We start from the raw sequence: 26,549 nt of genomic DNA, 5'->3' as shown, positions 1-26,549 counted from the left end.
AAGAAAGAATTTCAATGTTAAATAGTCGTTATTCTATAAAAAAAATACTTGGGCAAGGTGGTATGGGAAGAGTTTTTTTATGCATGGATTGTCAAACAAATGAGGAAGTTGCAATCAAAGAGTGCTTTCTTCCTCAATCTTCAGGTAAAATGATACGAAGAATAAAACGCGAATATAACTTTCTCAGCGAAATGAATCATCCAAGTATAGTAAAAGCCATTGATTTTTTTGATGCGAATAATCGTTATTTTATCGTAATGGAGTATGTTAAAGGCATTACTTTAGAAGAACTAATTCGCAATAACACCAAAAGTATTGATTTCTCTAAGCAACTTGAAATTGCAGTAAAAATATGCGAAGGAGTTGTTGCTCTCAATAAAAAAGGAATAGTTCATCGCGATTTAAAACCATCTAATATAATTATTACTCATGACTACACACCTAAAATTTTAGATCTCGGTATTGCAAAATCTATCAATGCCGAGCTCACTACTCTGACCAAAACAAACGGCATTATCGGCACAACTAGCTATATGAGTCCAGAACAGATCCACGGTAAAATAAAAAAAAATACAGATGTATTTTGCTTAGCGATTGTTTTTTATCAATTCTTTGCTTGGATGAAGGATTCTCCGTTTTATGCTGGTAGTGCTATCGCGACGATGGATAAAATTATTCATCGAAAATTACCTCTTTTACCATGTAGCAATAATAATCCAAATACATACGCTCTAGCAAATATTTTGAAAGTCGCTCTCAGAAAAGAAAGTTCACGTCGTTTTTCTTCTACAGAGAAAATGTTGAATAGTTTGTATAAAGTAGAAAAATCGAATCGATTTTCATATTTCAAAAATCTTTTTTCAATAGAAAAATCAAAAAAGAGCATACTTTTACTAACGACTGTTGTACTTGTTTTTGTTTTTACAATTTCGCGAACAACACAAAATAAACAACAGCAACACAAAACAACAGATCTTATGGTAAAGGCTCTAGAATACTTAGGAAGAGAAGAGTATCAAAAATCAATAGATTGCTGTAACAGAGTTATCGCAATGGGTATAAATTCTAAAGAAGTGTACTTTCAACGAGCTATTAGCCATATGAATTTATTAAAATATGATGATGCAATCCGCGATTTTACTGCTGTAGAAAAGATAGATGCACAAGATCCTTTGGTATATAGGAATCGTGCGTATATCTACCGGCAAATAAATGAAATAGAAAAGGCTATTGAAGAATTGACAAGGCTACTGGTTATAATTCCCGAAGATCCTTCAGTATACAACAATAGAGGTTCTCTTTATTATGAATTAGAGCGTTATTTGGAAGCAATAGCAGACTTTACTCAAACTATAAAACTAGACCCTAGTGCAGCATATGCCTATGCAAATCGCGCTAAAAATCACCTCGCACGTGGAAAATACAAAAAAGCTATTCGCGATACTGGTAAAGCTTTAAGATTGAATAAACACTATATTGATGCCCTATTTACGCGTGGTGAAAGTTACCACCAATTACAAAGATATAACAAAGCTATTGTTATTTTTTCGAGAATTATAAAAATCGATACACAAAATTTTGATGCTTACAATTCCCGAGGTATTAGTTATTTCGATTCTGAACAGTATGAACAAGCTATTGTTGATTTTACAAAAATAATCGAATTAGAAGATGATAACGAACCTGGGTATTACAATCGCGGAAATTGTTATTATGCTTTAGAGCGTTACAAGGAAGCGATTGATGACTATACAAAGGCCATTGAAATTGAACCGCAAAACCTGGAGGCATACACAAATAGAGCTTTGCTTTATTCTGATATTAAAAAATACGAAAAATCGATAGATGATTTTAGTCAAGTTCTCAAAATAGCTCCCAATAATATAGATGTTCTTTATAGTAAAAGCAGTGCACACTTTGCTGCAGAGGAATACAATGATGTTATTGAAAATCTCTCAAAATTAATTCTACTAGACCCCAGTTTTACCAATGCTTATGTAAATCGTGGAAACGCTTATTATAAGTTAAAAAAATACCAACAAGCGCTAGATAATTGGCAAAAAGCTATCTCGATGGATAAAGATTATCACGAAAATCTTCGAGATTTGATGGAAGATGCAAAAAAACAATTGGTAAACATAAAAAAATAAGCAAGGTGTGTACGTTCTGGAACATATCTCTTTAAAATACAAAATACTTGTAGTACAGCGATTGGAGTTAATCGTGTATAAATTAATACAAATTTTGTGCTTTGCATTATGCCTTGTGGCAAGTGTGCATGCGCAAGAACCTGTTGAAATTATCTTTAGCCAAGGAAAAACTCTTGGCGCACAACGCGAAGCACTTTTTCAATTGTTTAAAGATTTCGAAAAAGAAAACCCCAACATTCGCGTAAGTGTACGCGAATTACCCAATGCTACCGATAAACAGCATCAATATTATCTAACTAGTCTCGGTGGTGGTGCGCGGGATATTGATTTGATGGTTATTGATGTTATATGGGTTAGTGAATTTGCTCATGCTAACTGGCTTGCTCCATTTCATTTAACAAAAGAAGAGAAATCAAAGTTTTTACCAGCAACAATTAAAAGTTGCACTTATAAAGATAAAATGGTTGCTCTTCCGTGGTACATTGATGCTGGACTTATGTATTATCGCGCCGATCTTTTAAAAAAATATGATATCCCGATTCCTAAAACTTGGACTTGGCAGCAAATGCAGCAAGCTTATGAAAAAATTGTTCCTGAAGAAAAAAAAGCCAATCCTAATAGTCCGTTAGAATACGGATTTATCTGCCAAGGTAGACATTATGAAGGTTTAGTGTGCGCATTTCTTGAAATTTTACGAGGTTGTGGCGGAGAAGTAGTTCGCGATGGCAAGGTTGTTATTAATGATGAAAAAGGCCTTGCGGCGTTGCAAAAAATTCACGATCTCATTCATAAGCAAAAAATTATTCCTACAGTAATAAACAATTTTGATGAAGAAGAAAGCCGCATGCGTTTTTTAAATGGCAAATCGCTTTTTTTACGCAACTGGCCTTATGTTTGGTCTTTTGTTGAAAATCCAAATTTCAATTTAAAAGGTAAAATAGGTGTTTCTCCTTCTCCACATTTAGTAAATGAAAAACCGTCTGCCACTCTTGGTGGCTGGCAACTTGCGGTGAGCTCTTATTCTAGGTATCCTAAAGAAGCAGCAAAATTGGCGCGCTTTTTAGCTAGTGCTAGAGCACAGAAACAGTTAGCTCTATACTTATCGCGCAATCCAACTCTCCTAGGTTTATATAACGACAAAGATGTTCTCCAAAAAAATCCTTTTTTTCGCAGCTTAAAACCAGTATTTTTGCAAGCAGAACCAAGACCTGTAACGCACTTATATCCACAAATTTCGCATGTGCTACAACGGGAAATTTCTCTACTTATTACTAATCAAAAAACTCCACAGCAAGTTGCCAATGACGCGGCACAAGAAATAGATGCCATTTTTCACCCCAAAGCAAAAAGTACTCAAGATTTTGCTATACCTGTTTTTTATACGATGGCAGGTCTTTTTAGTTTTATTCTTTTACTAATGGTCTTTAAGGGTTCATTCAAAGAAAATATAACAGCTCTTACCTACTTAGCACCAGCGATGATTATTATTTTCTTTGTTGCGATATTACCACTACTCTACGCACTGTTTTTATCTTTCTATCAAGTAGAAATTGCCAACATCATGCATCCTCAACGTTGGATGGCAAGTGGCCTAGATAACTTTGCGCGTATATTTTCTGACCCTCATTTTACGCATGCACTGATTAATACTCTGGCAATAACCATTGTTGCGGTTACTTTACAGCTCATCTTGGGTATAATAATAGCTGTTACCCTATCGCGCTCGTTTTTAGGTCGTGGCCCGATACGCGCACTTATCTTATTACCATGGATCTTACCAACGATTGTTGCTGGAAAGATGTGGTTATGGATTTTTGCCACCGAAGGAGGAATTGCCAATTATTTTCTGATGAGTCTTGGTTGGGATAAAATCAACTGGATTGATCCAGGCCCTGCGTTTGTTTCTATTATTATTGCTGAGGTATGGAAAACGACACCATTTATGGCAATTCTATTGTTAGCTGGTCTTACAAATATATCAAAAGATCTTTATAAGTCAGCAAAGGTAGATGGAGCTTCAAGTTGGTATACTTTTGTGCACATTACTTTGCCACTACTTCGTCCAGCAATTTTATTAGCATTATTGTTTCGCACTATGGACTCGTTGCGTATTTTTGATGTGGTATATGCAATGACCGCTTATGCAGAATCAACAAAAACTCTTTCGATATATATACATGAAAAAATAGGCGCAGGAGATCTTAGTTATGCTTCGGCTTTATCTCTTGTTACTTTTGCAATTATTTTTGCTATTTCTTTGGTGTATTTGTCACTATTAGGTAAGAAAATGGAGAGTTCGCAATGAAAAAAATTCTATCTAAAATGAGCTTTTATGCTTTGATTTCGGTATTAATTATATATACAATTGCGCCTTTTTTGTGGTTGGTTATCTCTTCATTTAAACCACAACAAGAATTACTAAGTGTACCACCTCTTTTACCTGTAAATCCAACTCTCGACAACTACCGTTCGGTTTTTGAGTTGTTGCCATTTGGGCAATTTTTATTGAATAGTGCTATTGTTGCAACAGTAACAACAACTCTTTGCTTGGTAATTGGCGCTTTGGGAGCTTATGCGCTAGCGCGATTGAATTTTTGGTGGAAATCCCTGGCTCTTATGTCAGTTCTTTCTATCTCGATGTTTCCACAAATTGCAACAGTAACTCCGTTATTTGTCATGATTCGCAAATCAGGTATTTTTAATACTTATTGGGCGCTGATTATTCCTTATGCTACATTTGCTTTACCTTTAACGCTGTGGATTTTGACCAGTTTTTTCCAGAAAATTCCTCAGGAGTTAGAACGAGCAGCACTTATTGATGGTCTTTCTCGTTTTGAAATTTTACGCAAAATCTATATCCCTCTAGCAGGTCCAGCGCTAGCGACAACAGGAATTATGGTGTTTATTGCTTGCTGGAATGAATTTTTATTTGCGCTTTGCTTCACTTCTAGTGAATTAGCGCGTACTGTACCTGTTGGTATTACTTTGTATGAAGGTCAATATCATCAACCGTGGGGCGAGGTCTCAGCAGCAAGTGTGCTCGTTTCAATACCTCTTGTGTGTTTGATGTTCTTTTTTCAACGACGTATTTTATCTGGATTAACTGCGGGAGCAGTCAAACAATAAGGAGACTTATAGTGGCAAGTGTAACACTACAAAACATTCATAAAAAATTTGGAAAAACTGTTGTCATTGAAGAAATCAATCTTACTATAAATGATGGTGAATTTGTTACTTTTCTCGGCCCTTCAGGTTGTGGAAAATCAACGACGCTTAATATGATTGCGGGTCTTGAAACGTGCACATCGGGAAAAATTTTGTTCAACAGCGAAGATGTTACGCGCGCTTCTCCCAGCGAGCGCGATATAGCAATGGTTTTCCAAAGTTATGCTCTCTATCCACACCTAAATGTTTTTGATAACATTGCCTTTCCATTAGCAGCACGTAAAATAGAGAAAGAACAAATAAAACAGCAAGTAGAAAAAGCCGCCAAACGTTTGGAACTCTCACAATTATTACATCGTTTTCCACGAGAACTTTCAGGGGGACAGCGCCAACGCGTAGCGCTAGGGCGCGCTATTGTGCGCACACCAAAAGTCTTTCTATTTGACGAACCACTTTCCAATTTGGATGTCGCCTTAAAAGTCCATATGCGCAGTGAAATAAAAACCCTACATCAAGACTTACAAAGTACAATGATTTACGTTACTCACGATCAAGAAGAAGCCATGTCTTTGTCGGACCGCATTGCGATTTTTAATGGCGGCAAATTGCAACAATTTGCTAGTCCTGATGAAGTATATCAAAAACCAGCCAATTTATTTGTTGCCACTTTTATTGGTAGCCCACCAATGAACCTATGGCAAGGAGAAATTAATGGTGGAAGTATTAATGTAGAAGGTACAAACTTTATGCTTCCTCAACAAACTCTCGAAAACTATACCCAAAAAACCATGACAATTGGTATACGCCCTCATCAATTTGAAATAATAACAAAAGCAAAAGAAAATAGTCTTAAAGCTAAAGTTGTTACCAATCAACTCATGGGAGAATGCCGTTATTTAGATGTGGAAATAGCGAATAAGCGTTGTATGGTAAAAGCCACAGCAGATTTCACTGCTAAACGCGGAGAAAGTATACATTTGGACTATACAAACACCAATGTTCACTGTTTTGATGAAAATGGTAATAGAAATGAATATAAATAGAAAAGCAGCAGCAGAAATCGCTGAAGAAACAATGAAAATAATAGAACGTGGCTATTACATTATTGATGGCGAAAATATTTTTATTGGTTCACAAATGCAAGAAGCGATTATAAACACTTGTTCTTATCCACCAGATAAAGATCCACTAGAAGTAGGTGATATCAAAAAACAACAAACGGAAGTTACGGTAATGAATGAAACGACATTGAGCGCAACTGAGAGACTTGCAGAAGAAAACTTTAGCGTCGCGGCTCTTAACTTCGCTTCGGCCAAAAACCCCGGTGGTGGTTTTCGAAGTGGAGCGCGTGCTCAAGAGGAATCTTTAGCGCGCTCATCGGCACTGCATCCGTGTATTGTAAATAATAGTATGTATACATTTCACCGTCAGCGTAACAATCCGTTTTATAGTAATTACGCTCTATACTCACCAAAAGTTCCCGTTTTTAAACGCGACGATGGCACTTTGTTAAAGAAACCATACTTGTGCTCATTTATTACCGCACCCGCTGTAAATGCAGGTGCAATGCGCAAGAGAAAATCGAATGAAAACATTCGCGAAGAAATGCAAAATCGCATTCGCAAGGTTTTAACAATTGCAGCATTTCATCAAAATGAGGCAATAGTGTTAGGGGCCTGGGGGTGTGGAGTTTTTCGCAACGATAGCAATATGATAGCAGAATTGTTTCATCAGGAGCTAAGCTCGTTCTCAGGGATATTTGCCAAAGTTATCTTTGCAGTAATCGATCGTTCGCGAAATGGGCAAAATATTAAACCTTTTTACAAACTTTTTCCTAAAGGTATGTAATAAGAATTGGTAGCAGTTTGGAATAAATTATCAGCTGTAGTTAGGGCGTGTCATCATTCAATACAGATAAAAATATAACGGATTCATTTAATGATACGCCAGTAGTATTGAGCCCGAGTCCGTTTGCGAGCCCGCGCCCGAAAACTCTTTGAGAGCGACAGAAAGTGATTTATTGGTTCAATACTAGTTTTTTGCGATGGAAAAAGAAACTTTGCTTCTTTGATAAATTGTCAGTGAAAGTTTCGGAAACGGGCTCGGAAACGGGCTCGGGCTCGAAAAAACGCCCTAATAGAGTTGAACACAAATTATTTAAAATGACTTGTAAATTAAGACGTGTCGACAAAGAATTCAATAACTTATTTAACAGCTTATCGTCATTGGCAAAAAGATAAAAGGAAAACAACTCCCATCGGGAACAATAATTGTATTCGAGGAAAAAGAAAAAAAAGCTAAGGAAGAAAAGCCAAGCGTGATCATTTATGTACGAGTATCATCATTAGAAAATAAAAAAATCTAGAGTCTCAGTAGACCTCTAAAATCGATTAACCAATTTTTAAACAAAAAGCGTTCTTGTTTAATGTCTTATATCGGTAACAAAGGAACTAGTAGAAGAATTGAAAAACTTACACACAAAAAAATTGCGTTGTTAACAACTAAGTGACCTGCCAAAAGTATTTACCCATTGGCATTTTGTTCTTTAATTTTCTAGCTTTGTTGCTCCTCTGTTACGCAGCTACGGCTGCGCGCCTTCGTCGCGCCGCGCTATAAAAATAAAGCCCTGCATTCAACGGGTAACTACTTTTGTCAAGTCACTTACCTTCATCAATCTAGTCGCTATATCATTAAATTGCTAGTTGAGAAAAGTATTGGAACATTAGTTATTGGCAAAAACGATGATTGGAAGTAACAGATCAACATTGGCAAAAGATAATCAAAATTTTGTTTCTATTCCCCATTCTCAGTTTGTTAACCAACTTACCTACAAGGCCCAATTTGCTGGTATTGAAGTTCTTATTCAAGAAGAAAGTTACATTTCTAAATGTTCTTTTTTAGATAGTGAACCGATCAAGAAACATCAAAATTATTTGGGACGCCGTGTTAAACGAGGTCTATTTAGGTCTAAACAAAATATTTTGCTTAATGCTGATATCAACGGGGCAGCAAACATTATTCGAAAAGCAATCCCGAATGCTTTTGCTAACGGGATAGAGGGCATAGTAGTATTCCCCAAAAGAATCACTCCTTTTTAAATGAAAATTCATTAAATGTACTATTTGATCATGTTTTCGTGAACTATTAACCTATCCTGGTAATTAAAACTCTCCAAGCTTTTAGCTATCCGTATTCTGATTGTACTTTTCCAGTTCTCTGTATAGTCTATCAATCAATGAATAACAGACTATAGAACTTGTTTTTGTGCGCAAACTCCAAGTACTCATTGGCTTTTTCTTGTATATAAACCAATGTTCGCGTAATTTTTCGGCTACTTGCTTATTCTTTATAAGTTTTAGGTGTTATTACCATTTCAATTCATTCTTGTTAGATTTATCTTTGGCTATATTATGATTTATTCTTATTTCTTAATATTTTTGGTCTAGCTAGGGCGTGTCATCATTCAAAATACAGTCTGTTTTTTCAAGGTCGACCTGTTTGCGAGCCCGTTTCTAAAGCTTTTATTAAGAATTTGATCAAAGAAATAAGTTCTTTTTCAACCGCAAAAAATTAGTTTTTAACCAGTAAATTACTTTCTACCGCTTTAGAAAATTTTCGGAAACGGGCTCGGACTCAATACTACTCGCGTATTGTAAAATAAAGTATGTCGTACTGAATCATGACACCCCCTGGTTTTGTGGGCGTATTATAGTGGGTTTTAGTTGGCAAAAAAAGAATTGTGGGGAAACAGTGATGGAAAATAATTCAAGTGGAGTTTGAGATGAGCAAAAGAATAGTAAAAGGAAAGTCATTAAAAGAAGTAGAGGCAAACACCAAATATATGGGATGCACGTTCTATTTAGGCTGTGTTGATGGCGAAGATTTTACAGGAACAGAGTTTGACAACTGTTCATTTCGCGGATGGTTTAACGATTGGGGACGAGATGAATACGGGTTGTGGATGGCGTTTACTTATAAAAACGTGCGCCAAGTAATGCGCTGGATAAGACCAGGAACGTTCATGATGGGATCTCCAGAAACAGAAGAATATCGGCAAGAAGAAGAAGTGCAACACCAAGTGACAATTAGCAAAGGATTTTGGTTGGCAGAAACAGCATGTACTCAAGAATTATGGGAAGCGGTAATGGAAAGTAATCCGAGCAAGTTTAAAAGTGATAAGAATCCTGTAGAGATGGTAAGTTGGAATAATTGCAGTGTGTTTATGGAGAAACTAAACGAGGAGGTGTCAGAATTGGAATTGTGCTTGCCAACAGAGGCACAGTGGGAATATGCATGTCGCGCAGGAACAACGACAGCGTTTAGTTTTGGTAAAAGTATTACAACGAACCAAGTGAATTATAGGGGAGAATCAACAGTAGAAGTAAAATCGTTTGAGTGCAATAATTGGGGATTGTATGAGATGCACGGGGATGTGTGGGAATGGTGTAGTGATTGGTATGATGACTATGATACTTCGATAACAACAGATCCTACCGGAGCCATTAGTGGTTCTGACCGTGTCATGCGCGGCGGTGGCTGGAGGTTCAATTCGTCTGGGCTCGTGCGCTCCGCGTGCCGCGACGGGGACGAGCCCGACTACCGCTACGACTACATTGGTTTTCGGTTTTGCCTGAGGTCACAGAAATAAAGCAGCGGAGCTGTGAGAAGAAATGTATAGAACTAAGTAATATCGATATAAAAGTACAGTTCTACAAATGAATTTTGGAGCCTTCAATGAGCAAAAGAATAGTAAAAGGGAAGTCATTAAAAGAAGTAGAGGCAAACACCAAATATATGGGGTGCACGTTCTATTTAGGCTGTGTTGACGGTGAAGATTTTATAGGAACAGAGTTTGACAACTGTTCATTTCGCGGATGGTTTAACGATTGGGGACGAGATGAATACGGGTTGTGGATGGCGTTTACTTATAAAAACGTGCGCCAAGTAATGCGCTGGATAAGACCAGGAACGTTCATGATGGGATCTCCAGAAACAGAAGAAAGTCGATATAAAGATGAAATGCAACACCAAGTCACAATTAGTAAGGGATTTTGGTTAGCAGAGACAGTGTGTACTCAAGAATTGTGGGAAGCGGTGATGGAAAATAATCCAAGTGAGTTTAAAGGCGATAAGAATCCTGTGGAGAGAGTAAGTTGGGATGACTGCAATGCGTTTATTGAAAAGCTAAATGAGGAGGTGTCAGAATTGGAATTGTGCTTGCCAACAGAGGCACAGTGGGAATATGCATGTCGCGCAGGAATAACGACAGCGTTTAGTTTTGGTAAAAGTATTACAATAAACCAAGTGAATTATGATGGAGAAAGAACAGTAGAAGTAAAATCGTTTGCATGCAATAATTGGGGATTGTATGAGATGCACGGGAATGTATACGAGTGGTGTAGTGATTGGTATGATAACTATGATATTTCGATAACAACAGATCCTACCGGAGCTATTAGTGGTTCTTACCGTGTCATGCGTGGTGGTAGCTGGGACTACTCATCCGGGGGGGACGTACGCTCTGCGCACCGTTTCAGGAGCATGCCCGGCTACCGCTACGACGACATTGGTTTTCGGTTTTGCCTGAGGCCACAGAAATAAAGCAGCGGAGCTGTGAGAAGAAATGTATAGGAGACGGCGGAGCCGTCGGGAAGACATTTCTTGAAAGTATAGAACTAAGTAATATCGATATAAAAGTACAGTTCTACAAATGAATTTTGGAGCCTTCAATGAGCAAAAGAATAGTAAAAGGGAATTCATTAAAAGAAGTAGAGGCAAACACCAAATATATGGGATGCACGTTCTATTTAGGCTGTGTTGACGGTGAAAATTTTACAGGAACAGAGTTTGACAACTGTTCATTTCGCGGATGGTTTAACGATTGGGGACGAGATGAATACGGGTTGTGGATGGCGTTTACTTATAAAAACGTGCGCCAAGTAATGCGCTGGATAAGACCAGGAACGTTCATGATGGGATCTCCAGAAACAGAAGAATATCGGCAAGAAGGAGAAGTACAACACCAAGTGACAATTAGCAAAGGATTTTGGTTGGCAGAAACAGCATGTACTCAAGAATTGTGGGAAGCGGTAATGGAAAGTAATCCGAGTAAGTTTAAAAGTGATAAGAATCCTGTAGAGATGGTAAGTTGGAATGATTGCAGTGTGTTTATGGAGAAACTAAACGAGGAGGTGTTAGACTTGGAATTGTGCTTGCCAACAGAGGCACAGTGGGAATATGCATGTCGCGCAGGAACAACGACAGCGTTTAGTTTTGGTAAAAGTATTACAACGAACCAAGTGAATTATAGGGGAGAATCAACAGTAGAAGTAAAATCGTTTGAGTGCAATAATTGGGGATTGTATGAGATGCACGGGAATGTGTGGGAATGGTGTAGTGATTGGTATGATGAATATGATATTTCGGTAACAACAGATCCTGTTGGAGCCATTAGTGGTTCTGTCCGTATCTTCCGTGGCGGTAGTTGGGGGCTCAGTTCGTCTTGGCTCATGCGGTCGGCGTACCGCTCCGGACTCATGCCCGGTTATTGCCTCGACATTATTGGCTTTCGGTTTTGCCTGAGGTCAGAGAAATAATGCAGCGGAGCTGTCCAACTAATTCAATGCCAGACTCGGTGGGCCATGAACTTTATCATATTGAAATATGATAAAAGTGCTGTATAAAAGATGAGGGAAGGCCCTCGGAATCAACTTGCAGGAGAAGATTCCAAACCACCTTAAGCTGCTGTAATAAAGAGTTATGGTAGTGAGCGTTAAGGAAAAGGTATAAACAAAATATGCCAAGTGAAAATCAAGGAGATGATCGAAAGCGAATCACCGAAGACATGTCGAAAGGCATAAAAGATGATGTCAAAACTGGGATGAGCGAGTCTAGACCAGGAAAAATCAATAAGAAACCTGTTTACTGTATTGGTAGCATCCGGCATAAAGGTGACATGAACTTGATTTAGGCTTTTATATGGAACCTGGGAACCTGTAGTAGTGATGGAAAGGGAGAAATTCAAGTAGAGACAAGAATGAGAGTACCAAGGCACAACACAAGGGCGGAGTAATTCGTAGTGGTGAGGAAGTTTTTGTGAAAAAAACATTTGATAATTATATCTATCGCTATCGACAATATCTAAAACATTAGACAACGATTAAGCCATATCTGTAAAATTGTTCTATTCTTCATTGCACTTTCCTCTATCTCTCCTGTAAAGCTGTCATTTACTCATTTTCCTCTTAACAATTACTAAACAATCTGGTACACTTCGTTTCATGATTATTTAGTAATTTGAGGAGCAACTGTGAAAAAATCACCAACATTGACTGAGATATTACAAAAGCTAAGAGTTGCTGCAAGTACAGCTTCCCCCAGAGATATTTACCTGTCATTGGTTAAATTGTTAGCGGAAAGATTTTCTTTGTGTGAGATCATTTTTTGCATAATGACACCACAATTAACTCACTGCAAATTTTTTATCAGCTGGAATTATCGAGATAACTTACTCACTGAATTTGAGAAACAAATATCCTTAACTAAAATAGATCTTGTTTTATGGCAAAAGTACTCTTCAAGTATAGAAGAATATGAGAAACAAAAGTTATTTGTAACAGATAATGAAATGATATTTCGTTCTGCTTTATATTGTTTTATTAGTAAGACAGAACAAAAATTATCGGAGATAGAACAAAACTCTCTTTCACATTTCTTAGAAGCTATAGCTATAAGCTTACCTACTTTTTTTCAGATATCACAATTGACTAAAAACGTTATTTCATACGAAGAAGAAAATGATCTTCTGAAAGAAATGGCTAAGCCCCAAAGTACAAACCAACGATCAGAACTAAAATATTCCTACTCCGATATCACTGGAGAAAGTCATACTTTTTTAAAGTTATTAAAATATTTGGATAAAATAATTGAATACTCCGATAAAAACGACCTTATATATATACAAGGAGAATCGGGTACCGGAAAGTCCTTACTTGCACACTCTATTTATCGTTACAGCGAACGTAGTGGTGCTAGTTTTATTGAAGTTAATTGTGGAGCTATTGTCGATAATTTGTGCGAAGCGGAGTTTTTCGGAATTGCCCCTAATTCTGGCGTTACAAATGTTGGTAAAGAAGGTAAAGTCGGTCTTTTTGAACTTGCAAACCACGGAGTTATTTTTTTAGATGAAGTCTCTGAATTATCATTACCTATGCAATCGGCTTTGCTTACCGTTTTAGAGGGAAAGCCCTTTCGACGTGTTTGTGGAAAAGAAAATATCCAGGTAGATGTTCGTATTATTAGTGCAAGTATTCACGATATCAAAAAAATGCCAAAACAGCAGTTTTTGCCGGAGCTTGCTCAAAGATTAGATGGCATTCGGCTTGAAATCCCTCCGCTTCGCGAGAGAAAAAAAGATATTAACCAATTAGTTGACTATTTTTGTAAACAACTAAGTCCAGAGCGCCAAAAAAATATAACTTCTGATATGCTGGCAGCTTTCAACCTATATAGCTGGCCTGGCAATATAAGGGAGCTTGCTAATTGTGTTCGTCGTTGTTCTATTATGGGAGAGTTGCCTCCTCATTTGCAAAACGTAGCTCCATTACAAAAGCAAGATGGTTCTTTCGAAGATTTACTTAATATAGAAAGAATAAAAATAATCAAAAATCGAATGCAATACATCTTTTCTAAAAACCCAAAAGCTACTTTGATTGATGTTGCAAAAAGTTTTGATTTGAAAAGAGATGCTTTTCGCCGAAGGCTTTATGATGTGGGATATACTTGGGACAAAATAAAACAAGAATGTTTGGATAAGAAATGAAGCAAAGTAATCACTATCAACATTTAGTCCACGAGCTAAAGTTATGTGGTGTACCTCTAAATTTAGTTCACAAAACGTGGGCTAAACGCTCACCAAATTTAGATGAAAAGCAAGCGATAAAATGGTTAAAACAAGAACTCATTATTCGCGGATATGTTGCTGAAGATATTATTGTCAATATACATGAGGAGTCTGATGTTACTATCGAGATAAACAATACCACTTTATTTGGACGGTTTACTTTGCACAACGAAATTGGTAGAGGAGGAATGGGAAAAATATATAGTGCTTTTGATCCTAACTTAAATAAAGAAATAGCTCTTAAAATTCTATCGCTCGGTTCATCAGAAAAAATTGCTAAACGATTTTTAACAGAAGGACAAATACTTGCCAATTTACATCATCGTAATATTGTTAAATTTTACGAAATTGGTAAATGTGAAAATCAATACTACCTGACAATGGATTTCATCGATGGCCCAAATCTTCGTGAGTGGTTTACTACACAAAAGCTTAGTGCACAAGTCAATGCTTTTCAAAAAATTTGTACTGCTGTACACGAAGCACATAACAATAACATCATTCATCGAGATATAAAGCCAGAAAATATAATGATTTCAAAGCAACAGGAACCTATTCTTCTGGATTTTGGTATTGCTAAAAAACGCCATATACATTTTTCTACAATTAATGTTCTTGGGACACCCAACTACATGTCTCCTGAACAAACACAAGGCTCTAAAATAGACTGCCGCAGCGATATTTTTTCTCTTGGAATCTTGTTTTATGAAATGCTGACATCAAGACTTCCCTTTGTTGGCAAAAATGACTTTGAAATTTTTAAGTCCATTTTATTCAAAGAGCCAATTTCTCTCAGGTTACTTAATCCTCAAATAGAAAGAGAACTCGAAACCATTTGCTTAAAATGTTTACAGAAAGATCCTGGGCAACGCTACCAAAGTGCTTTAGAGATATATGAAGACATTGAACGCTTTAAAAACCACGAAGTTATCGTTGCTAAACCCACAAGTAAATGGCAAAAAGCCAAAAAATGGGCGAAACGTAATAAGTTAACAACTATCGTCTCGTTTATATTTATGGCTCTTATTTTTTTTATCCTCAACTTTTATATTATATCCATTCAACGCTTTTCAAAGCAAAGTGAGCGCACTGCGCGACAAGCAAATATTCGTATAGCCAAGATTGCTTTTTCAAAGGCAAAGCGAGCTTATAAAAATCAGCAGTGGCAAAAATCAGGTGTTTACGCGGGAAGCTCTTTACAATCTATTCTAAATCTCGATGGAAAAAAAGTAGAACAGCTACGTAAACATAGCAAAGAATTAGTCCAATTAAATTTACTACAGTACTCCATACTTTGGCATAAAAATATAAAGAAAGAAATTTTTAACGAGAAGTATAGAATAAAAAGAAGTAAGAACTTTAGTCTTTATGAACGAAAAACTGGCCGAAAATTATTCTCGATTAACGACTCTACAAAAGGTCACTTGACACCTTACTTCAGTAAAGATAACACTCTTTTAGCATTTTGCGATAACAAGAAAATACGCGTTTTTGACATTTCATTACAAAAACAGATTCGCGTGATTCCCATAAAAGAAAACGCTTACAAAATTAAATTTAGTTATAATAACCAATATCTAGTTTTTTATAACCATAGACAAAGTGATATATGTGTGTGGGATATTGTTAAAAATAGATTACTCAAAACATACAACGAGAAAAAAGACATTAATGCAATTTGCTTTTCTAACACCAATTCATTACTTGCTTATAGTAATCATAAAACAATCGTTATTGCTGATTTTCACTCTGGTAAAACAACAATAATTGGAGAGCATAATAATATGATAAGTTCTCTAAAATTTGTCAATAACAATCAGATTATTTCCGCAACAGTGCAAGGAGTTGTAAAAATTTGGCAAATAAACAATCAAAAGCAAATTTTTTCAGTACCAGAGGTAGGACACACCGTTGCTGTTTCAAAATCGAAGGAAATGTTTGCATCTTGTTTTTACGGTAATATTTTTATTTGGGACATGGATTTAGGACGTATTATTCAGAGATTTGAAGCCCCTGCCGGCGTTTGGATGGATCTAAAATTTACAAAAGATGACAAACAAATATTAGTGATCAGTGAAAATGACACTACTTGTTTCAAAATTTTTTATAGTAAACGTTTGTTTAAAATAAAAGATGTAGATGCTTTTTCACTTCTGGATATTAATTTTGACTCTTCTATTCTTGCATGCCTAGAAAGTCGCGAAAAAAAAGTTGATTTATGGGGCCTAGACACTTACAAGAAACATTTTGAGATTTTGCACCCAGATATTGTTACTGATATTGCTTTTAGCAAATACCAAAACGTTTTATTTACAACTTGTTTGGATAATAAACTACGCCTATGGCAAAATAATCAAGTTCTTGCGTCATACAAACTTGAATCTATTGCTCGTTTTATGCAACCTCATCCTTTGGATGAAAATATTATTGCTTATGCCAGTAGAAACAAACTATTTTTATTTAATATAAATACTCAAAAATCGCGCAAAATATTTGAAAGTAAAACTCCAATCAAGGGATTTGTGTTATCTCATGATGGCACAATGTTTGCCTTAACAAATACCATTGAAACAATCGTTGGTGATATCGTCGAAAATAAATTATTGCAACGATTATCCTATGCCCCTGATGTAGAACATCCACCTCGTTTAGACTTTTCTGCTAATAACGAGCTACTTATGGTTTGCAACTTTCACAATATACATTTTTGGAATATTCGCGAACAAAAACAGGAGTATCAAATCGGTTTTCCTAATGGAAATAGCTGTATTTTTTCTCCTTATTACAAAAACTTTATATACGCTGATTTTCGGTATCGTTTAGTAAACGCAAACTATGGATATACCATCAAAGACTTTTACTATGGTTGGGTACGTACGCGTGCGATGGTATCTTCCTCTCAAGGTTTTTTTGCAGCATGCCTCACTGACCATATTGTAGTTCTAAAACTACCTCCTCTTCCTAATTACACCATAAAAAAGCTTCCTAGCTGGCACAAAGAGTTTCCCCTTTCTTCTAAAAAGATTGCCAAAAAATCGTTTTTCGACCTAAATTCACGTGTTCCAGGATGGTTTATAGAGTCCGTACTCGATGAATCACCTCAGCGGCTAACAGAATTGTTATTTGAATTGCGTATAAAAGAAGATCTGACTTTTTATACATCGGACTAAAACAACCATCAAATAATTACGCTCGCCGAACGCGCTACTCTACAATCATTGTATTTTCTATCTCAAATAGATATTTATATATAGACACCATCAATCCGCTCGTTTTGCGCGCGTCCCTTTTTTTAGATACACACTTGCTTAAAACTGTACATTACAGGCGGTATTTACAATAACTGTAATGCTCAGGTTTCGCCCTTTTTATCGCATTTCTTCTGGCATCCCCCCTCTCAATTCATACAAAACAAATTTAATCAACGTAAGGTCAACTCCCTTATTCTATTGCTAAAAAACAACTTATAGAAGCGCTAAGGTCACTACATGCGTATATAAAAAATGGTTTTATTTTTGTGGCATAAACTTTGCTTAATAAAGTAAGTATTACTCAAACAAAACTCTAAATCGAGAAGGAAACATTTATGTCTAGAAAAAGATTTCAGGATAAAGTAATTCTAATTCCTGGCTCAACTTCGGGAGTTGGTAAAGCATCTGCTATTGCATTTGCTAAAGAGGGAGGAAAAGTTGTTGTTTCTGGACGTCGCGAAGATCGCGGGCAACAAGTTATTGACAAAATTAAATCGTTTTCTGGTGAAGCGACTTTTATAAAAGCAGACATGGCTTCTCGTGATGATATTAAGAAATTAACAGATGAAACAATACGTATTTATGGGCGTATAGATGTAGCCTTTAATAACTTTGGTAAACACGATGAAGCGATCGCACTTATAGCCGATTACGATGAAGAATGCTTTGATGCACATATGGATATAAGTATGAAATCCATGTGGCTATGTATGAAACACCAAATAAAAGCAATGCTTAAGCAAGAAAAAGGAGACTATGCGATTCTCAATAGTTCTTCTATTTCTGGTGTTGGTGGTGGTTGGCCCTTTATCTCTGTATACTCGATTGCCAAAAGTGGAGTTGATTCGATGAGTAAATCTGCTGCCCAAGAATATGCTCAAAAAGGAATTCGAGTGAACTCTTTAGGTGGTGGTTTTTTCGATACAGAGATGATTCATATTTATTTTGAAGAACTTGCGCAATTTTACGGAATTACGAAAAAACAATTAGATGAGCAAATTAATAGCTCTATCCCACTTGGACGGTTAGCAACACCTCAAGAGGTAGCAAATACTGTATTGTTTCTTTGTTCTTCTGAAGCTTCATACATTACAGGTGCTAGCATTGTTATTGATGGTGGAATGTCTTCAAAGTATTTATAAGGTTCGTAATGAAAAAATACAATTATCAACAAATTATTTCGCAACGGGCTGTAAAACAGCCCAATAACCTTGCTTATGTATTTTTAAATAAGCGAGGTGAAGAAGAAGACCAAGTAACGTTTAAAGAGTTAGATGAACGCATCAGAATAGTAGCTGCAAAATTGCAATTGTACAGTAAAGCGCAAGATAGAATACTTATTGTCCTCGAAAATAGCATTGATTACCTAATTGCTTTTTACGCATGTATTTATACAAATATGGTAGCTGTAACAATGCATACACCGCGCAATACAATACAGTTAGTTCGTATGAAAAACATTAGTGATGATTGCAATGCTGTATGTCTACTTACGAATTCTCAAGCTCTTAAAAAGCATAATTCTAATATATCTTCTTTAGTAGAATCGCAGCAACTAAATTTAATACTGGTTGATCAAATTGATGGTCGCAAAGAAAAATATCAAACACCAGAAATAAAACATAGTGATTTGGCTTTGCTACAATATACATCTGGTTCAACTTCAACGCCAAAAGGAGTTATGGTTGCTCATAGTCATTTAATGGTACAAGGAGAGTGCCTAAAAGAAGGTTTTGATTTATCTAATCAAGATGTCAGTGTTACATGGCTTCCGTTATCTCGGCTTTAATTGATCGGTAGATTTTATATGCTTTTAAAAGCATTTTTTGTCATTATTTTTTTAAAGGCATGAAGTTTGCTTTGATCTATTTGGAAATAAAAAAACACATATAAAGAAAAAGTACTTATGTCTAGAAAAAGATTTGAAAATAAAGTTATTGTTATACCTGGTTCAACATCAGGTGTAGGCAAAGCATCGGCTGTTGCATTTGCCAAAGAGGGTGGAAAAGTTGTCGTTTCTGGACGACGCGAAGATTGTGGTGAACAGGTTATTGAAGAAATAAAGTCATTTTCGGGCGAAGCAACTTTTGTAAGAGCTGATATGGCTTCTCGCGATGATATTGCAAATTTAATAAATGAAACAATTCGCATCTATGGACGTATAGACGTAGCCTTCAATAATTTTGGTAAGCATACAGAAGCCATTGCGTTAATAGCGGACTATGAAGAAGAATGTTTTGATGCGCATATGAATATTAGTATGAAGTCAATGTGGCTGTGTATGAAATATCAAATCAAAGCGATGCTCAAACAAGAAAAAGGAAATTATGCTATCCTTAACAGCTCTTCTATTTCCGGTGTTGGCGGTGGTTGGCCTTTCATTTCGGTGTACTCTATTGCTAAAAGCGGGGTTGATTCAATGAGCAAATCGGCAGCCCAAGAATACGCACAAGATGGTGTTAGGGTAAATTCTTTGGGAGGTGGTTTCTTTGATACAGAGATGATCCATACTTATTTTGAAGAACTTGCAAAATTTCATGGAATTACAAAAAAAGAATTAGATGATCAAATTAATAAGTCTATTCCTCTGGGTCGGTTAGCTACACCTCAGGAAGTTGCAAATACTGTGTTATTTTTGTGCTCTTCGGAAGCTTCTTACATTACAGGTGCGAGCATTATTATTGATGGTGGTATGTCTTCAAAGTATCTATAAAAATATTGATAATGCGATTAATTGAATTTTCTTGAAAGGAGCACAAGCATCAGTTTAGTAGACATTCTAGAGGGAAATGCGCAAAAATTTTCGGATAAAATTGCGTTTGAATTTATCGAAAAAAACTTTACGCAGACTTCGACTATTAGTTTTTCTAACATTATTTTGCGGGCAAAAGCGATTGCTGCCGTGTTACAACAAAATATTAAAGAAAAACAGGCAAGAGTAATTCTTATGTACCCGACAGGTATTGAATATGTATGCGCTATACTTGCTTGTATGTATGCGAAGTTAATTGCTGTTCCTGTACATCCTCCCGTGTCTGAAAGGGCAATTGCAAGGTTAAAAACTATATTAGAAAATTGTTCTGCTTCTTGTATTCTTACGGATAGTATTGTTTTATCATCAGTAAAAAAAAGCCAAACTGTTCATAAGATTGCAGAGCTACCAGGTATCAATAAATTTTCGCAAAAATTGCTAGAAAAGTACAACATTATTAAATTGCCTGATTGGGGAAAAGTAATATGGATTGATACTTGTAAGATAGACAATAGTTTTTTTAGTAGCTGGCAATCACTAGAAACCAAAGACTCAGATATTGCTATACTGCAATATACATCTGGTTCTACTAGTGATCCCAAGGGAGTTATTTTAACACACGAAAATATCATAGATAATGTAATGGCAATAAAAAATATGTTATTCCTAAAGAGCAGTTCTGTGATAGTCAGTTGGTTACCTATTTATCATGATATGGGGCTTATGGGATGTACTTTTTTACCTCTGTGCGCCGGATTTTCATCCACTTTATTCTCTCCTTTAGATTTTTTGCAAAAACCATATAAATGGTTAGAGATTATTTCTGAAAAAAGGGCAACTCATTCAGCTGCGCCTAATTTTGCCTATGAGTTATGTATTAAACACTTTGATAAAATGTCTAACGATGTTGACCTTAGTTCATGGCAAGCCGCAATTAATAGCGCTGAGCCTATTCGGCATGAGACTATTGAACGTTTTTGCGAAACCTTTGCACCCTATAAATTTGCGAAAAATTCTTTTTGTCCGTGTTATGGCTTAGCCGAGTCAACAGTTGCTGCGACAATTCCTAGCAAGAACAATCGTCCAAGCGTTTTATATACTAAATCCGAGCGAGGTACTATTAAAAAAGTATCACCTATTTTTAATGGTAATAAGCCACTTGTTAGTTGCGGAAAAGCAATTGTTGGTAGCCAAGTAATTATTGTTAAAGATGGTCAAATATGCGAGACCATGACTGAAGGAGAAATATGGCTTAAAGGTCAGAGTGTTGCAAATGGTTATTGGAATAACGAGGTTGCTACTGAGCGAACTTTTTCGGCCTACTTAGCAAATAATGATGGTCCTTATCTGCGGACAGGCGACTTAGGATTTTTATGCGAAAATGAATTATTCATAACAGGTAGAATTAAAGACCTTATTATTATTTTAGGGCAAAATTTTTATCCTCAAGATATTGAATTTACTATTGAAAATAGTCATCTTGCTATTCGTAAGGGATGTGGAGCAGCTTTTGCTATTAATATTGAAAGAGAGGAACGACTTGTTGTTGTTCAGGAAGTAAAAGAAACAACTGAGGTGTTAGATACTATTTTTGATAGTATCTATAATAATATTTATGATCATCATGGTGTTTCTCCATATGAAATTGTATTGGTATTGCCTCGGTCTATTTCTAAGACTACAAGTGGAAAAATACAAAGACAAGAATGTAGATCTCGCTATATTGGCAAAAAATTGCAAATAATAGCAACTAAACAGTATCATCAAAATTATGATATTCTTGGTTTAGATAGTAAACTTGTTAAAGCAATGCCATATCGCAAAAGGTTGAAATATATAGAAAAGTACTTATCTCTTGTTTTAGCTCACATTTTACAAAGAAAAGCTAATGACATTAATTTTTCTGTTCCTTTGAAAGATATGAATATTGATTCTATGAAGCTAGTTGAGTTTAAATTAAAAATTGATGAGCTAGTTGGTTGTGAATTTGATTTAGATACTTTTATTGAGTTGCCAAAATTAGAATCTTTAGCTAATAAAATCTGCAAAACTATGAACGAAATAGCGCAAGAAATAGAGATAGAGGCTCCTAAAAACAATAAAGCCCCCGGCCCTAGCAAAAAAAGTAAAAGTTATATTTTGAAAAAATCAACAGGAGATTTTTTTTCATATCTTGAAAATCTAAGAAGTGATTACGGAGATATTGTTCGTTTTTACTGGGGGGATCAACTTTTTCATTTGATTTCTAATCCTGAAGATATTGAAGATATCTTTGTAAAAAGAAAAAATGACTTTATTCGCGGTGATGTCTGGGGACCTTTTAAATACCTAATGGGTGAGCGTAATTTGGTTAATAGCGAAGGCACTCAGTGGAAACAAGAACGTCGTTTAACGCAGCCATTTTTCTCAAAAATACAAATAAAAAAATTCGTTCCTGAAATCTCTAAAATCACTGCTCCTTACATTGATAAATGGTCAGCTGTTCAATCTGTAGATCTACTCTTTGATATGAAAGAGATTACCTTAAAAGTGATATCAAAGAAATTATTTGGTTTAGAGGATAAAAAAACTTTAAAAAAACTTCTTGATGCTTTTGATCAAATGGAATATTTTTGGGATGTTCCTGTCCATTTTTTGCTAAATCCTTTAGAAAGTAATAAAATTTTAGGAGAAAAAAGCTATGAGAGGTTCATTGCAACAATAGATCAGTTGATTTACAGTATAATTGATGGAGATATAGAGACGACAGATTCTTCCAATATATTTGCTGTGTACTTACAATCTGATTATCTCAAAAACAAGAGTAAACAAGAACAGAGAAAACATCTACGAAATGTGGCCGTAACATTAATATCTACAGGTTTTGCAACAACAGCAAGCGCTTTGTTTTGGAGTTTATATTTACTTTCCGAGAATCCTAATGAGTATGCGAAATTGCAAAATTCTATTGATACACAACAAAATGATAAAATTTTAGAACGAAATCCTTATCTAAATTCAGTCATATGTGAATCTTTAAGATTATACCCTCCTGTATGGTATGTTGGACGTCAGGCGACAATTGATACACATATAAAAGGTTATGAAATACCCGAAAAATCTTTTCTACTAACAAGCCCTTATATAATTCATCGTCATCCGCAAGTGTGGAAAAACCCAAAGCAATTTGTTCCTGAACGTTTTCATAATAATAAAAATATTTATAAAACTAAGGGATATTTACCTTTTGGCTTAGGGCAACGATTTTGTAGTGGCGGATTATTCGCTATGTATGAAATTGCAATAATTTTATCAATGATTACTGAGAATTTTAATATAAACTTAGTTTCAGAACCACCTAGCTTATCTACAGTATTTACACTTCATCCGCGAAAACCTGTATATATGAACTTTACGAAAAGGTAGCTTGTACTATGGTTTTAAAATTTTATCTTTTTTTCCATTGTTTTTTATTGATTTGGTCGCCTTTTTATTTTTTCTCCCAAAAAAAGAGTATAAATAAATGGTTTACCATGGTTGTACTAGTTCATTTACTGTGTCTTTCGTTGTTATGGAACTTTCACTCATTTGTTGCTTGGTTATTGTTTTTAGCAGTGCCTTCTTTGTATGAACAAGCAAAACTCATGAATATCAATTTTAAGTGGACACTCTTGTGTGCGGCAATGACCGTTTTGCTATTACTGCGTTATGAAATTTTTGCTGTATTATTTCTACTTCCGTTTATTTGTGTGGTTTTTATTGCTTTTTTTATGGAAGCAACATCAAAAATCTATTCTTATAGTTTTGCTATTTTTTTCATTGTTTATGGAGCGATGTCTTTGTTTTTTATCACTAAGCACCAAGGTATTGAGATGATAATTGTTTTGTATTTAGTGGTATCTTTTAATGATATATTTGCCCATACATTGGGTAAAGCTATTGGTGGGAAAAAGCCTTTTCCTGAAATTAGCCCAAACAAAACTATTTCTGGATATATTTCTGGAGTTGTAGGTGTCTCTGTAGCTGCTGCGGCGTTGTATTTTTACATACCTATTTTAAGTAAATATTCGCAAATGCAAGTTTTAGTTCTGACAGCAATGTTATATTTGACAGCAAATGTTGGAGACCTAGTGGTCTCCGCTTTAAAAAGAAAATTAGAAGTAAAAGACTTCGGTAGTTTTTTACCAGGACATGGTGGAATGCTAGATCGATGTGATAATATTTTTTTTACAGGGCCATTTTTGTACATATTTAAAACATATTTCATTTGAGGATAAAACAAATGTCTACATGGAAAGAATTATCTAAACCTCCAAATTTAATAACACTTAGCCGCTTTTTTGTGTTTCCATTTTTGGCATATGCCGCTTTTTTAAATAATAAAATGCTTTTTTCAGTACTATTTATATACATGATTATTAGTGATTTGGCAGATGGCTATGTTGCAAGAAAATTAAATATGTGCTCTGAACTAGGAAATTATTTAGACCGAGTTGCTGATGATATGGTTCACTTTTTGACAATACCTCTGTTGTATATCATGATACCAGAAAAAATTATAGAGTGTGCAGTGTTGTTTATAATAATTGTAATATTTTTGTTATGGGTAAGATTGATACGATTAATCAAATTTAAAGATAAAATGGCCTTACATCTAATTTCGGGCAAAATTGTTAATTTTATTAATTATCCAGTTCTTACGTATATGTTGTGGTCTGATAATTATTTTACTGTGTTTTTAGTATATTCTATTTTAGTTTGCCTTACGTTAATAGAAGAAATAATTGTTCTCACGATTGCTTCAGAACCTGATAATAGTATAAAGTCAGTGTTTACAATGAAACGAGAATAATAAAATCTATGGATATTAATGTAATCTAGTTTTTGCAACAGCATTTTTCCAACCTTGGTATTGTAACTCTCTATCTTGCTCGTTTATTTGCGGTGAAAAAATTTGTTCGCAACGCCAATTTTCTTGTATGTCTTTGGTGCTTTTGCAAAACCCCACAGCTAAACCAGCAAGATAAGCTACACCAAGAGCTGTAGAGTCAGCTACAGTTGATTTTTCAACAGGAATGCCTAATATATCGGCCTGAAATTGGCATATGAATTTATTGTTGCTTGCTCCCCCATCAATTCGAAGTTTTTTGGGAGAAAATGCAGTAAGTTTGGTTATGGCTTCTATTAAATCGCGGGTTTGATAACACATCCCCTCTAGAGCTGCGCGAATGATATGGTTGGTATTAGTTCCAAAAGTCAGACCACAAATAGTTCCTTTGGCGTTCATATCCCAATATGGTGTTCCTATTCCTGCTAAAGCAGGTACAAAATATACACCTTCTGTAGTGTTTACTTCGAAAGCTAATTTTTCGCTATCGCTAATATTTTTAATTATCTTCACTTGTTCTTTTAACCATTTAATTACGGCACCGGAAACGGGAAGAACTCCTTCTAACGCGTAAGTTACTTGGTCTTCGATTACCCAAGCAATTTCCGATATTAATCCATTAGCAGCAGGAATGGCTTTGCTACCTGTATTTACTAAAGTAAAACCGCCCGTTCCGTATGTATTTTTCAGTGTACTCTTTTCAAAACATGCGTGTCCGAACAAAGAAGCTTGTTGATCACCAGCAATACCAGCAATGGGTATTTCGGCACCAATTATTTCGCTGGATGTTGTTCCATAAATTTGGCTAGAAGGAACAACTTGCGGAAGAATTTCCGGTGGAATAGAAAATAAATCGAGAAGAAAAGAATCCCATTGTCTGTTGTGAATATCGAAAATCATAGTAGATGAAACATTGCTGTAGTCAGTGATATGCAGTCGTCCGCTTGTTAACTTGTATATAAGCCAAGAGTCTAGTGTTCCAAAAAGAATTTCTTTATTGATAGCTTTTTCTGCTAAACCATCGATATTTTCTAGTAGCCATTTAATTTTAGGACCTGCAAATACTGTACTGAGTATTGTTCCTGTTTTTGCAGTAATTTCAGATTCTAATCCTTGCTCTGTTAGATCTTTACATATGTCTATTGTTCTTTGGCACTGCCAGCTAATAGCTTCACACACAGAGTTTCCATTTTTGTCCCACATTGCTGTTGTTTGTCGCTGATTTGCTATTCCAATTGCGGCAATTTCTTTTGGATTAACTTTAGACATTACTTTTAAAATGGTTTTCAACTGTGCATCCCACACTTTTTCAAGATTATAGTTAATATGACCATTACTTAAAAAATGGGGGTTTATGCTCTGCTCTTCTTTAAATATAGGAAAAAATTGTTTGTCGAAAATAATGCTTCTCGCAAATGTACTACCAAGGTCTATAGCAAGTATATATTTTTTCATTTTTGCT

Annotated in this window: 19 protein-coding genes; 18 read left to right on the top strand and 1 reads right to left on the bottom strand. The window is 35.6% G+C overall.

The features are described 5' to 3' along the window. The first annotated feature begins 14 nt into the window (after positions 1-14). The 18 genes from UABHE_RS23020 to UABHE_RS22935 all read left to right on the top strand — a co-directional run bounded on the left by UABHE_RS23020 (position 15) and on the right by UABHE_RS22935 (position 25,051). Positions 15-2,150, top strand: coding sequence for a tetratricopeptide repeat protein (locus UABHE_RS23020; RefSeq protein WP_372365643.1), 2,136 nt, complete (start codon positions 15-17; stop codon positions 2,148-2,150). Positions 2,151-2,223: 73 nt separating this feature from the next. Then, positions 2,224-4,455, top strand: a complete 2,232-nt coding sequence (locus UABHE_RS23015) for an extracellular solute-binding protein (protein ID WP_372365642.1) — start codon at positions 2,224-2,226, stop codon at positions 4,453-4,455. Then, a complete protein-coding gene (locus UABHE_RS23010; protein ID WP_372365641.1) occupies positions 4,452-5,276 on the top strand; it encodes a carbohydrate ABC transporter permease in 825 nt (274 codons plus the stop codon). The genes UABHE_RS23015 and UABHE_RS23010 overlap by 4 nt, the downstream gene beginning before the upstream one ends. An 11-nt stretch (positions 5,277-5,287) precedes the next feature. Then, a complete protein-coding gene (locus UABHE_RS23005; RefSeq protein WP_372365640.1) occupies positions 5,288-6,358 on the top strand; it encodes an ABC transporter ATP-binding protein in 1,071 nt (356 codons plus the stop codon). After that, complete coding sequence (locus tag UABHE_RS23000; RefSeq protein WP_372365639.1) at positions 6,345-7,163, top strand: TIGR02452 family protein; 819 nt, start codon at positions 6,345-6,347, stop codon at positions 7,161-7,163. The genes UABHE_RS23005 and UABHE_RS23000 overlap by 14 nt, the downstream gene beginning before the upstream one ends. Before the next feature lie 893 nt (positions 7,164-8,056). Beyond that, positions 8,057-8,413 carry a zinc ribbon domain-containing protein gene (locus UABHE_RS22995; RefSeq protein WP_372365638.1) on the top strand — a complete coding sequence of 119 codons (357 nt, stop codon included), beginning with the start codon at positions 8,057-8,059 and terminating at the stop codon, positions 8,411-8,413. Positions 8,414-9,096: 683 nt separating this feature from the next. Then, positions 9,097-9,963: a formylglycine-generating enzyme family protein gene (locus UABHE_RS22990; RefSeq protein ID WP_372365637.1), complete on the top strand. Its 867-nt coding sequence runs from the start codon at positions 9,097-9,099 to the stop codon at positions 9,961-9,963. An 86-nt stretch (positions 9,964-10,049) separates the two neighbouring features. Beyond that, positions 10,050-10,916 (top strand): formylglycine-generating enzyme family protein, encoded by an 867-nt coding sequence (locus UABHE_RS22985; protein WP_372365636.1) that lies wholly within the window; start codon positions 10,050-10,052, stop codon positions 10,914-10,916. Positions 10,917-11,044: 128 nt separating this feature from the next. Beyond that, positions 11,045-11,911 carry a formylglycine-generating enzyme family protein gene (locus UABHE_RS22980; protein WP_372365635.1) on the top strand — a complete coding sequence of 289 codons (867 nt, stop codon included), beginning with the start codon at positions 11,045-11,047 and terminating at the stop codon, positions 11,909-11,911. A gap of 200 nt (positions 11,912-12,111) precedes the next feature. Then, complete coding sequence (locus UABHE_RS22975) at positions 12,112-12,285, top strand: hypothetical protein (protein ID WP_372365634.1); 174 nt, start codon at positions 12,112-12,114, stop codon at positions 12,283-12,285. Positions 12,286-12,624: 339 nt separating this feature from the next. Continuing rightward, on the top strand, positions 12,625-14,136 hold the full coding sequence (locus tag UABHE_RS22970) for a sigma 54-interacting transcriptional regulator (protein ID WP_372365633.1): 1,512 nt from the start codon (positions 12,625-12,627) through the stop codon (positions 14,134-14,136). Next, on the top strand, positions 14,133-17,387 hold the full coding sequence (locus UABHE_RS22965; RefSeq protein WP_372365632.1) for a protein kinase: 3,255 nt from the start codon (positions 14,133-14,135) through the stop codon (positions 17,385-17,387). The genes UABHE_RS22970 and UABHE_RS22965 overlap by 4 nt, the downstream gene beginning before the upstream one ends. Positions 17,388-17,803: 416 nt before the next feature. Further along, complete coding sequence (locus UABHE_RS22960) at positions 17,804-18,610, top strand: SDR family oxidoreductase (protein ID WP_372365631.1); 807 nt, start codon at positions 17,804-17,806, stop codon at positions 18,608-18,610. A gap of 8 nt (positions 18,611-18,618) precedes the next feature. Further along, positions 18,619-19,257 (top strand): AMP-binding protein, encoded by a 639-nt coding sequence (locus UABHE_RS22955; protein ID WP_372365630.1) that lies wholly within the window; start codon positions 18,619-18,621, stop codon positions 19,255-19,257. A 117-nt stretch (positions 19,258-19,374) separates the two neighbouring features. Continuing rightward, positions 19,375-20,181: an SDR family oxidoreductase gene (locus tag UABHE_RS22950; protein ID WP_372365629.1), complete on the top strand. Its 807-nt coding sequence runs from the start codon at positions 19,375-19,377 to the stop codon at positions 20,179-20,181. 21 nt (positions 20,182-20,202) lie between these two features. Then, entirely contained in the window at positions 20,203-23,625 is a 3,423-nt protein-coding gene (locus UABHE_RS22945; RefSeq protein WP_372365628.1) for a cytochrome P450, read from the top strand. A gap of 8 nt (positions 23,626-23,633) precedes the next feature. Then, a complete protein-coding gene (locus tag UABHE_RS22940; protein ID WP_372365627.1) occupies positions 23,634-24,470 on the top strand; it encodes a phosphatidate cytidylyltransferase in 837 nt (278 codons plus the stop codon). Between the two features lie 11 nt (positions 24,471-24,481). Next, positions 24,482-25,051, top strand: coding sequence for a CDP-alcohol phosphatidyltransferase family protein (locus tag UABHE_RS22935; RefSeq protein ID WP_372365626.1), 570 nt, complete (start codon positions 24,482-24,484; stop codon positions 25,049-25,051). A 15-nt stretch (positions 25,052-25,066) separates the two neighbouring features. Here UABHE_RS22935 and UABHE_RS22930 read toward each other — a convergent pair whose 3' ends face one another. Beyond that, the gene (locus UABHE_RS22930) at positions 25,067-26,542 is read right to left on the bottom strand and encodes an FGGY family carbohydrate kinase (protein WP_372365625.1); all 1,476 of its coding nucleotides are present in this window, start codon (positions 26,540-26,542) and stop codon (positions 25,067-25,069) included. Positions 26,543-26,549 lie beyond the last annotated feature (7 nt).

Source organism: Candidatus Uabimicrobium helgolandensis (genome assembly GCF_041508025.1).
In the GTDB taxonomy this organism is placed as follows: Bacteria; Planctomycetota; Uabimicrobiia; order Uabimicrobiales; family Uabimicrobiaceae; genus Uabimicrobium; species Uabimicrobium helgolandensis.
The sequence above is the reverse complement of the archived record's forward strand: the minus strand, read 5'-3'. Positions and strand labels throughout refer to the sequence as shown.

Excerpts from the sequence above, each read along its gene's own strand:
- UABHE_RS22950 (WP_372365629.1), top strand. The coding sequence starts at position 19,375 with ATGTCTAGAAAAAGATTTGAAAATAAAGTTATTGTTATACCTGGTTCA.
- UABHE_RS22930 (WP_372365625.1), bottom strand. The coding sequence starts at position 26,542 with ATGAAAAAATATATACTTGCTATAGACCTTGGTAGTACATTTGCGAGA.
- UABHE_RS23010 (WP_372365641.1), top strand. The coding sequence starts at position 4,452 with ATGAAAAAAATTCTATCTAAAATGAGCTTTTATGCTTTGATTTCGGTA.
- UABHE_RS22955 (WP_372365630.1), top strand. The coding sequence starts at position 18,619 with ATGAAAAAATACAATTATCAACAAATTATTTCGCAACGGGCTGTAAAA.
- UABHE_RS23000 (WP_372365639.1), top strand. The coding sequence starts at position 6,345 with ATGAATATAAATAGAAAAGCAGCAGCAGAAATCGCTGAAGAAACAATG.
- UABHE_RS22960 (WP_372365631.1), top strand. The coding sequence starts at position 17,804 with ATGTCTAGAAAAAGATTTCAGGATAAAGTAATTCTAATTCCTGGCTCA.
- UABHE_RS22975 (WP_372365634.1), top strand. The coding sequence starts at position 12,112 with ATGCCAAGTGAAAATCAAGGAGATGATCGAAAGCGAATCACCGAAGAC.
- UABHE_RS22990 (WP_372365637.1), top strand. The coding sequence starts at position 9,097 with ATGAGCAAAAGAATAGTAAAAGGAAAGTCATTAAAAGAAGTAGAGGCA.
- UABHE_RS22980 (WP_372365635.1), top strand. The coding sequence starts at position 11,045 with ATGAGCAAAAGAATAGTAAAAGGGAATTCATTAAAAGAAGTAGAGGCA.
- UABHE_RS22985 (WP_372365636.1), top strand. The coding sequence starts at position 10,050 with ATGAGCAAAAGAATAGTAAAAGGGAAGTCATTAAAAGAAGTAGAGGCA.
- UABHE_RS22995 (WP_372365638.1), top strand. The coding sequence starts at position 8,057 with ATGATTGGAAGTAACAGATCAACATTGGCAAAAGATAATCAAAATTTT.
- UABHE_RS23020 (WP_372365643.1), top strand. The coding sequence starts at position 15 with ATGTTAAATAGTCGTTATTCTATAAAAAAAATACTTGGGCAAGGTGGT.
- UABHE_RS22940 (WP_372365627.1), top strand. The coding sequence starts at position 23,634 with ATGGTTTTAAAATTTTATCTTTTTTTCCATTGTTTTTTATTGATTTGG.
- UABHE_RS22935 (WP_372365626.1), top strand. The coding sequence starts at position 24,482 with ATGTCTACATGGAAAGAATTATCTAAACCTCCAAATTTAATAACACTT.
- UABHE_RS22965 (WP_372365632.1), top strand. The coding sequence starts at position 14,133 with ATGAAGCAAAGTAATCACTATCAACATTTAGTCCACGAGCTAAAGTTA.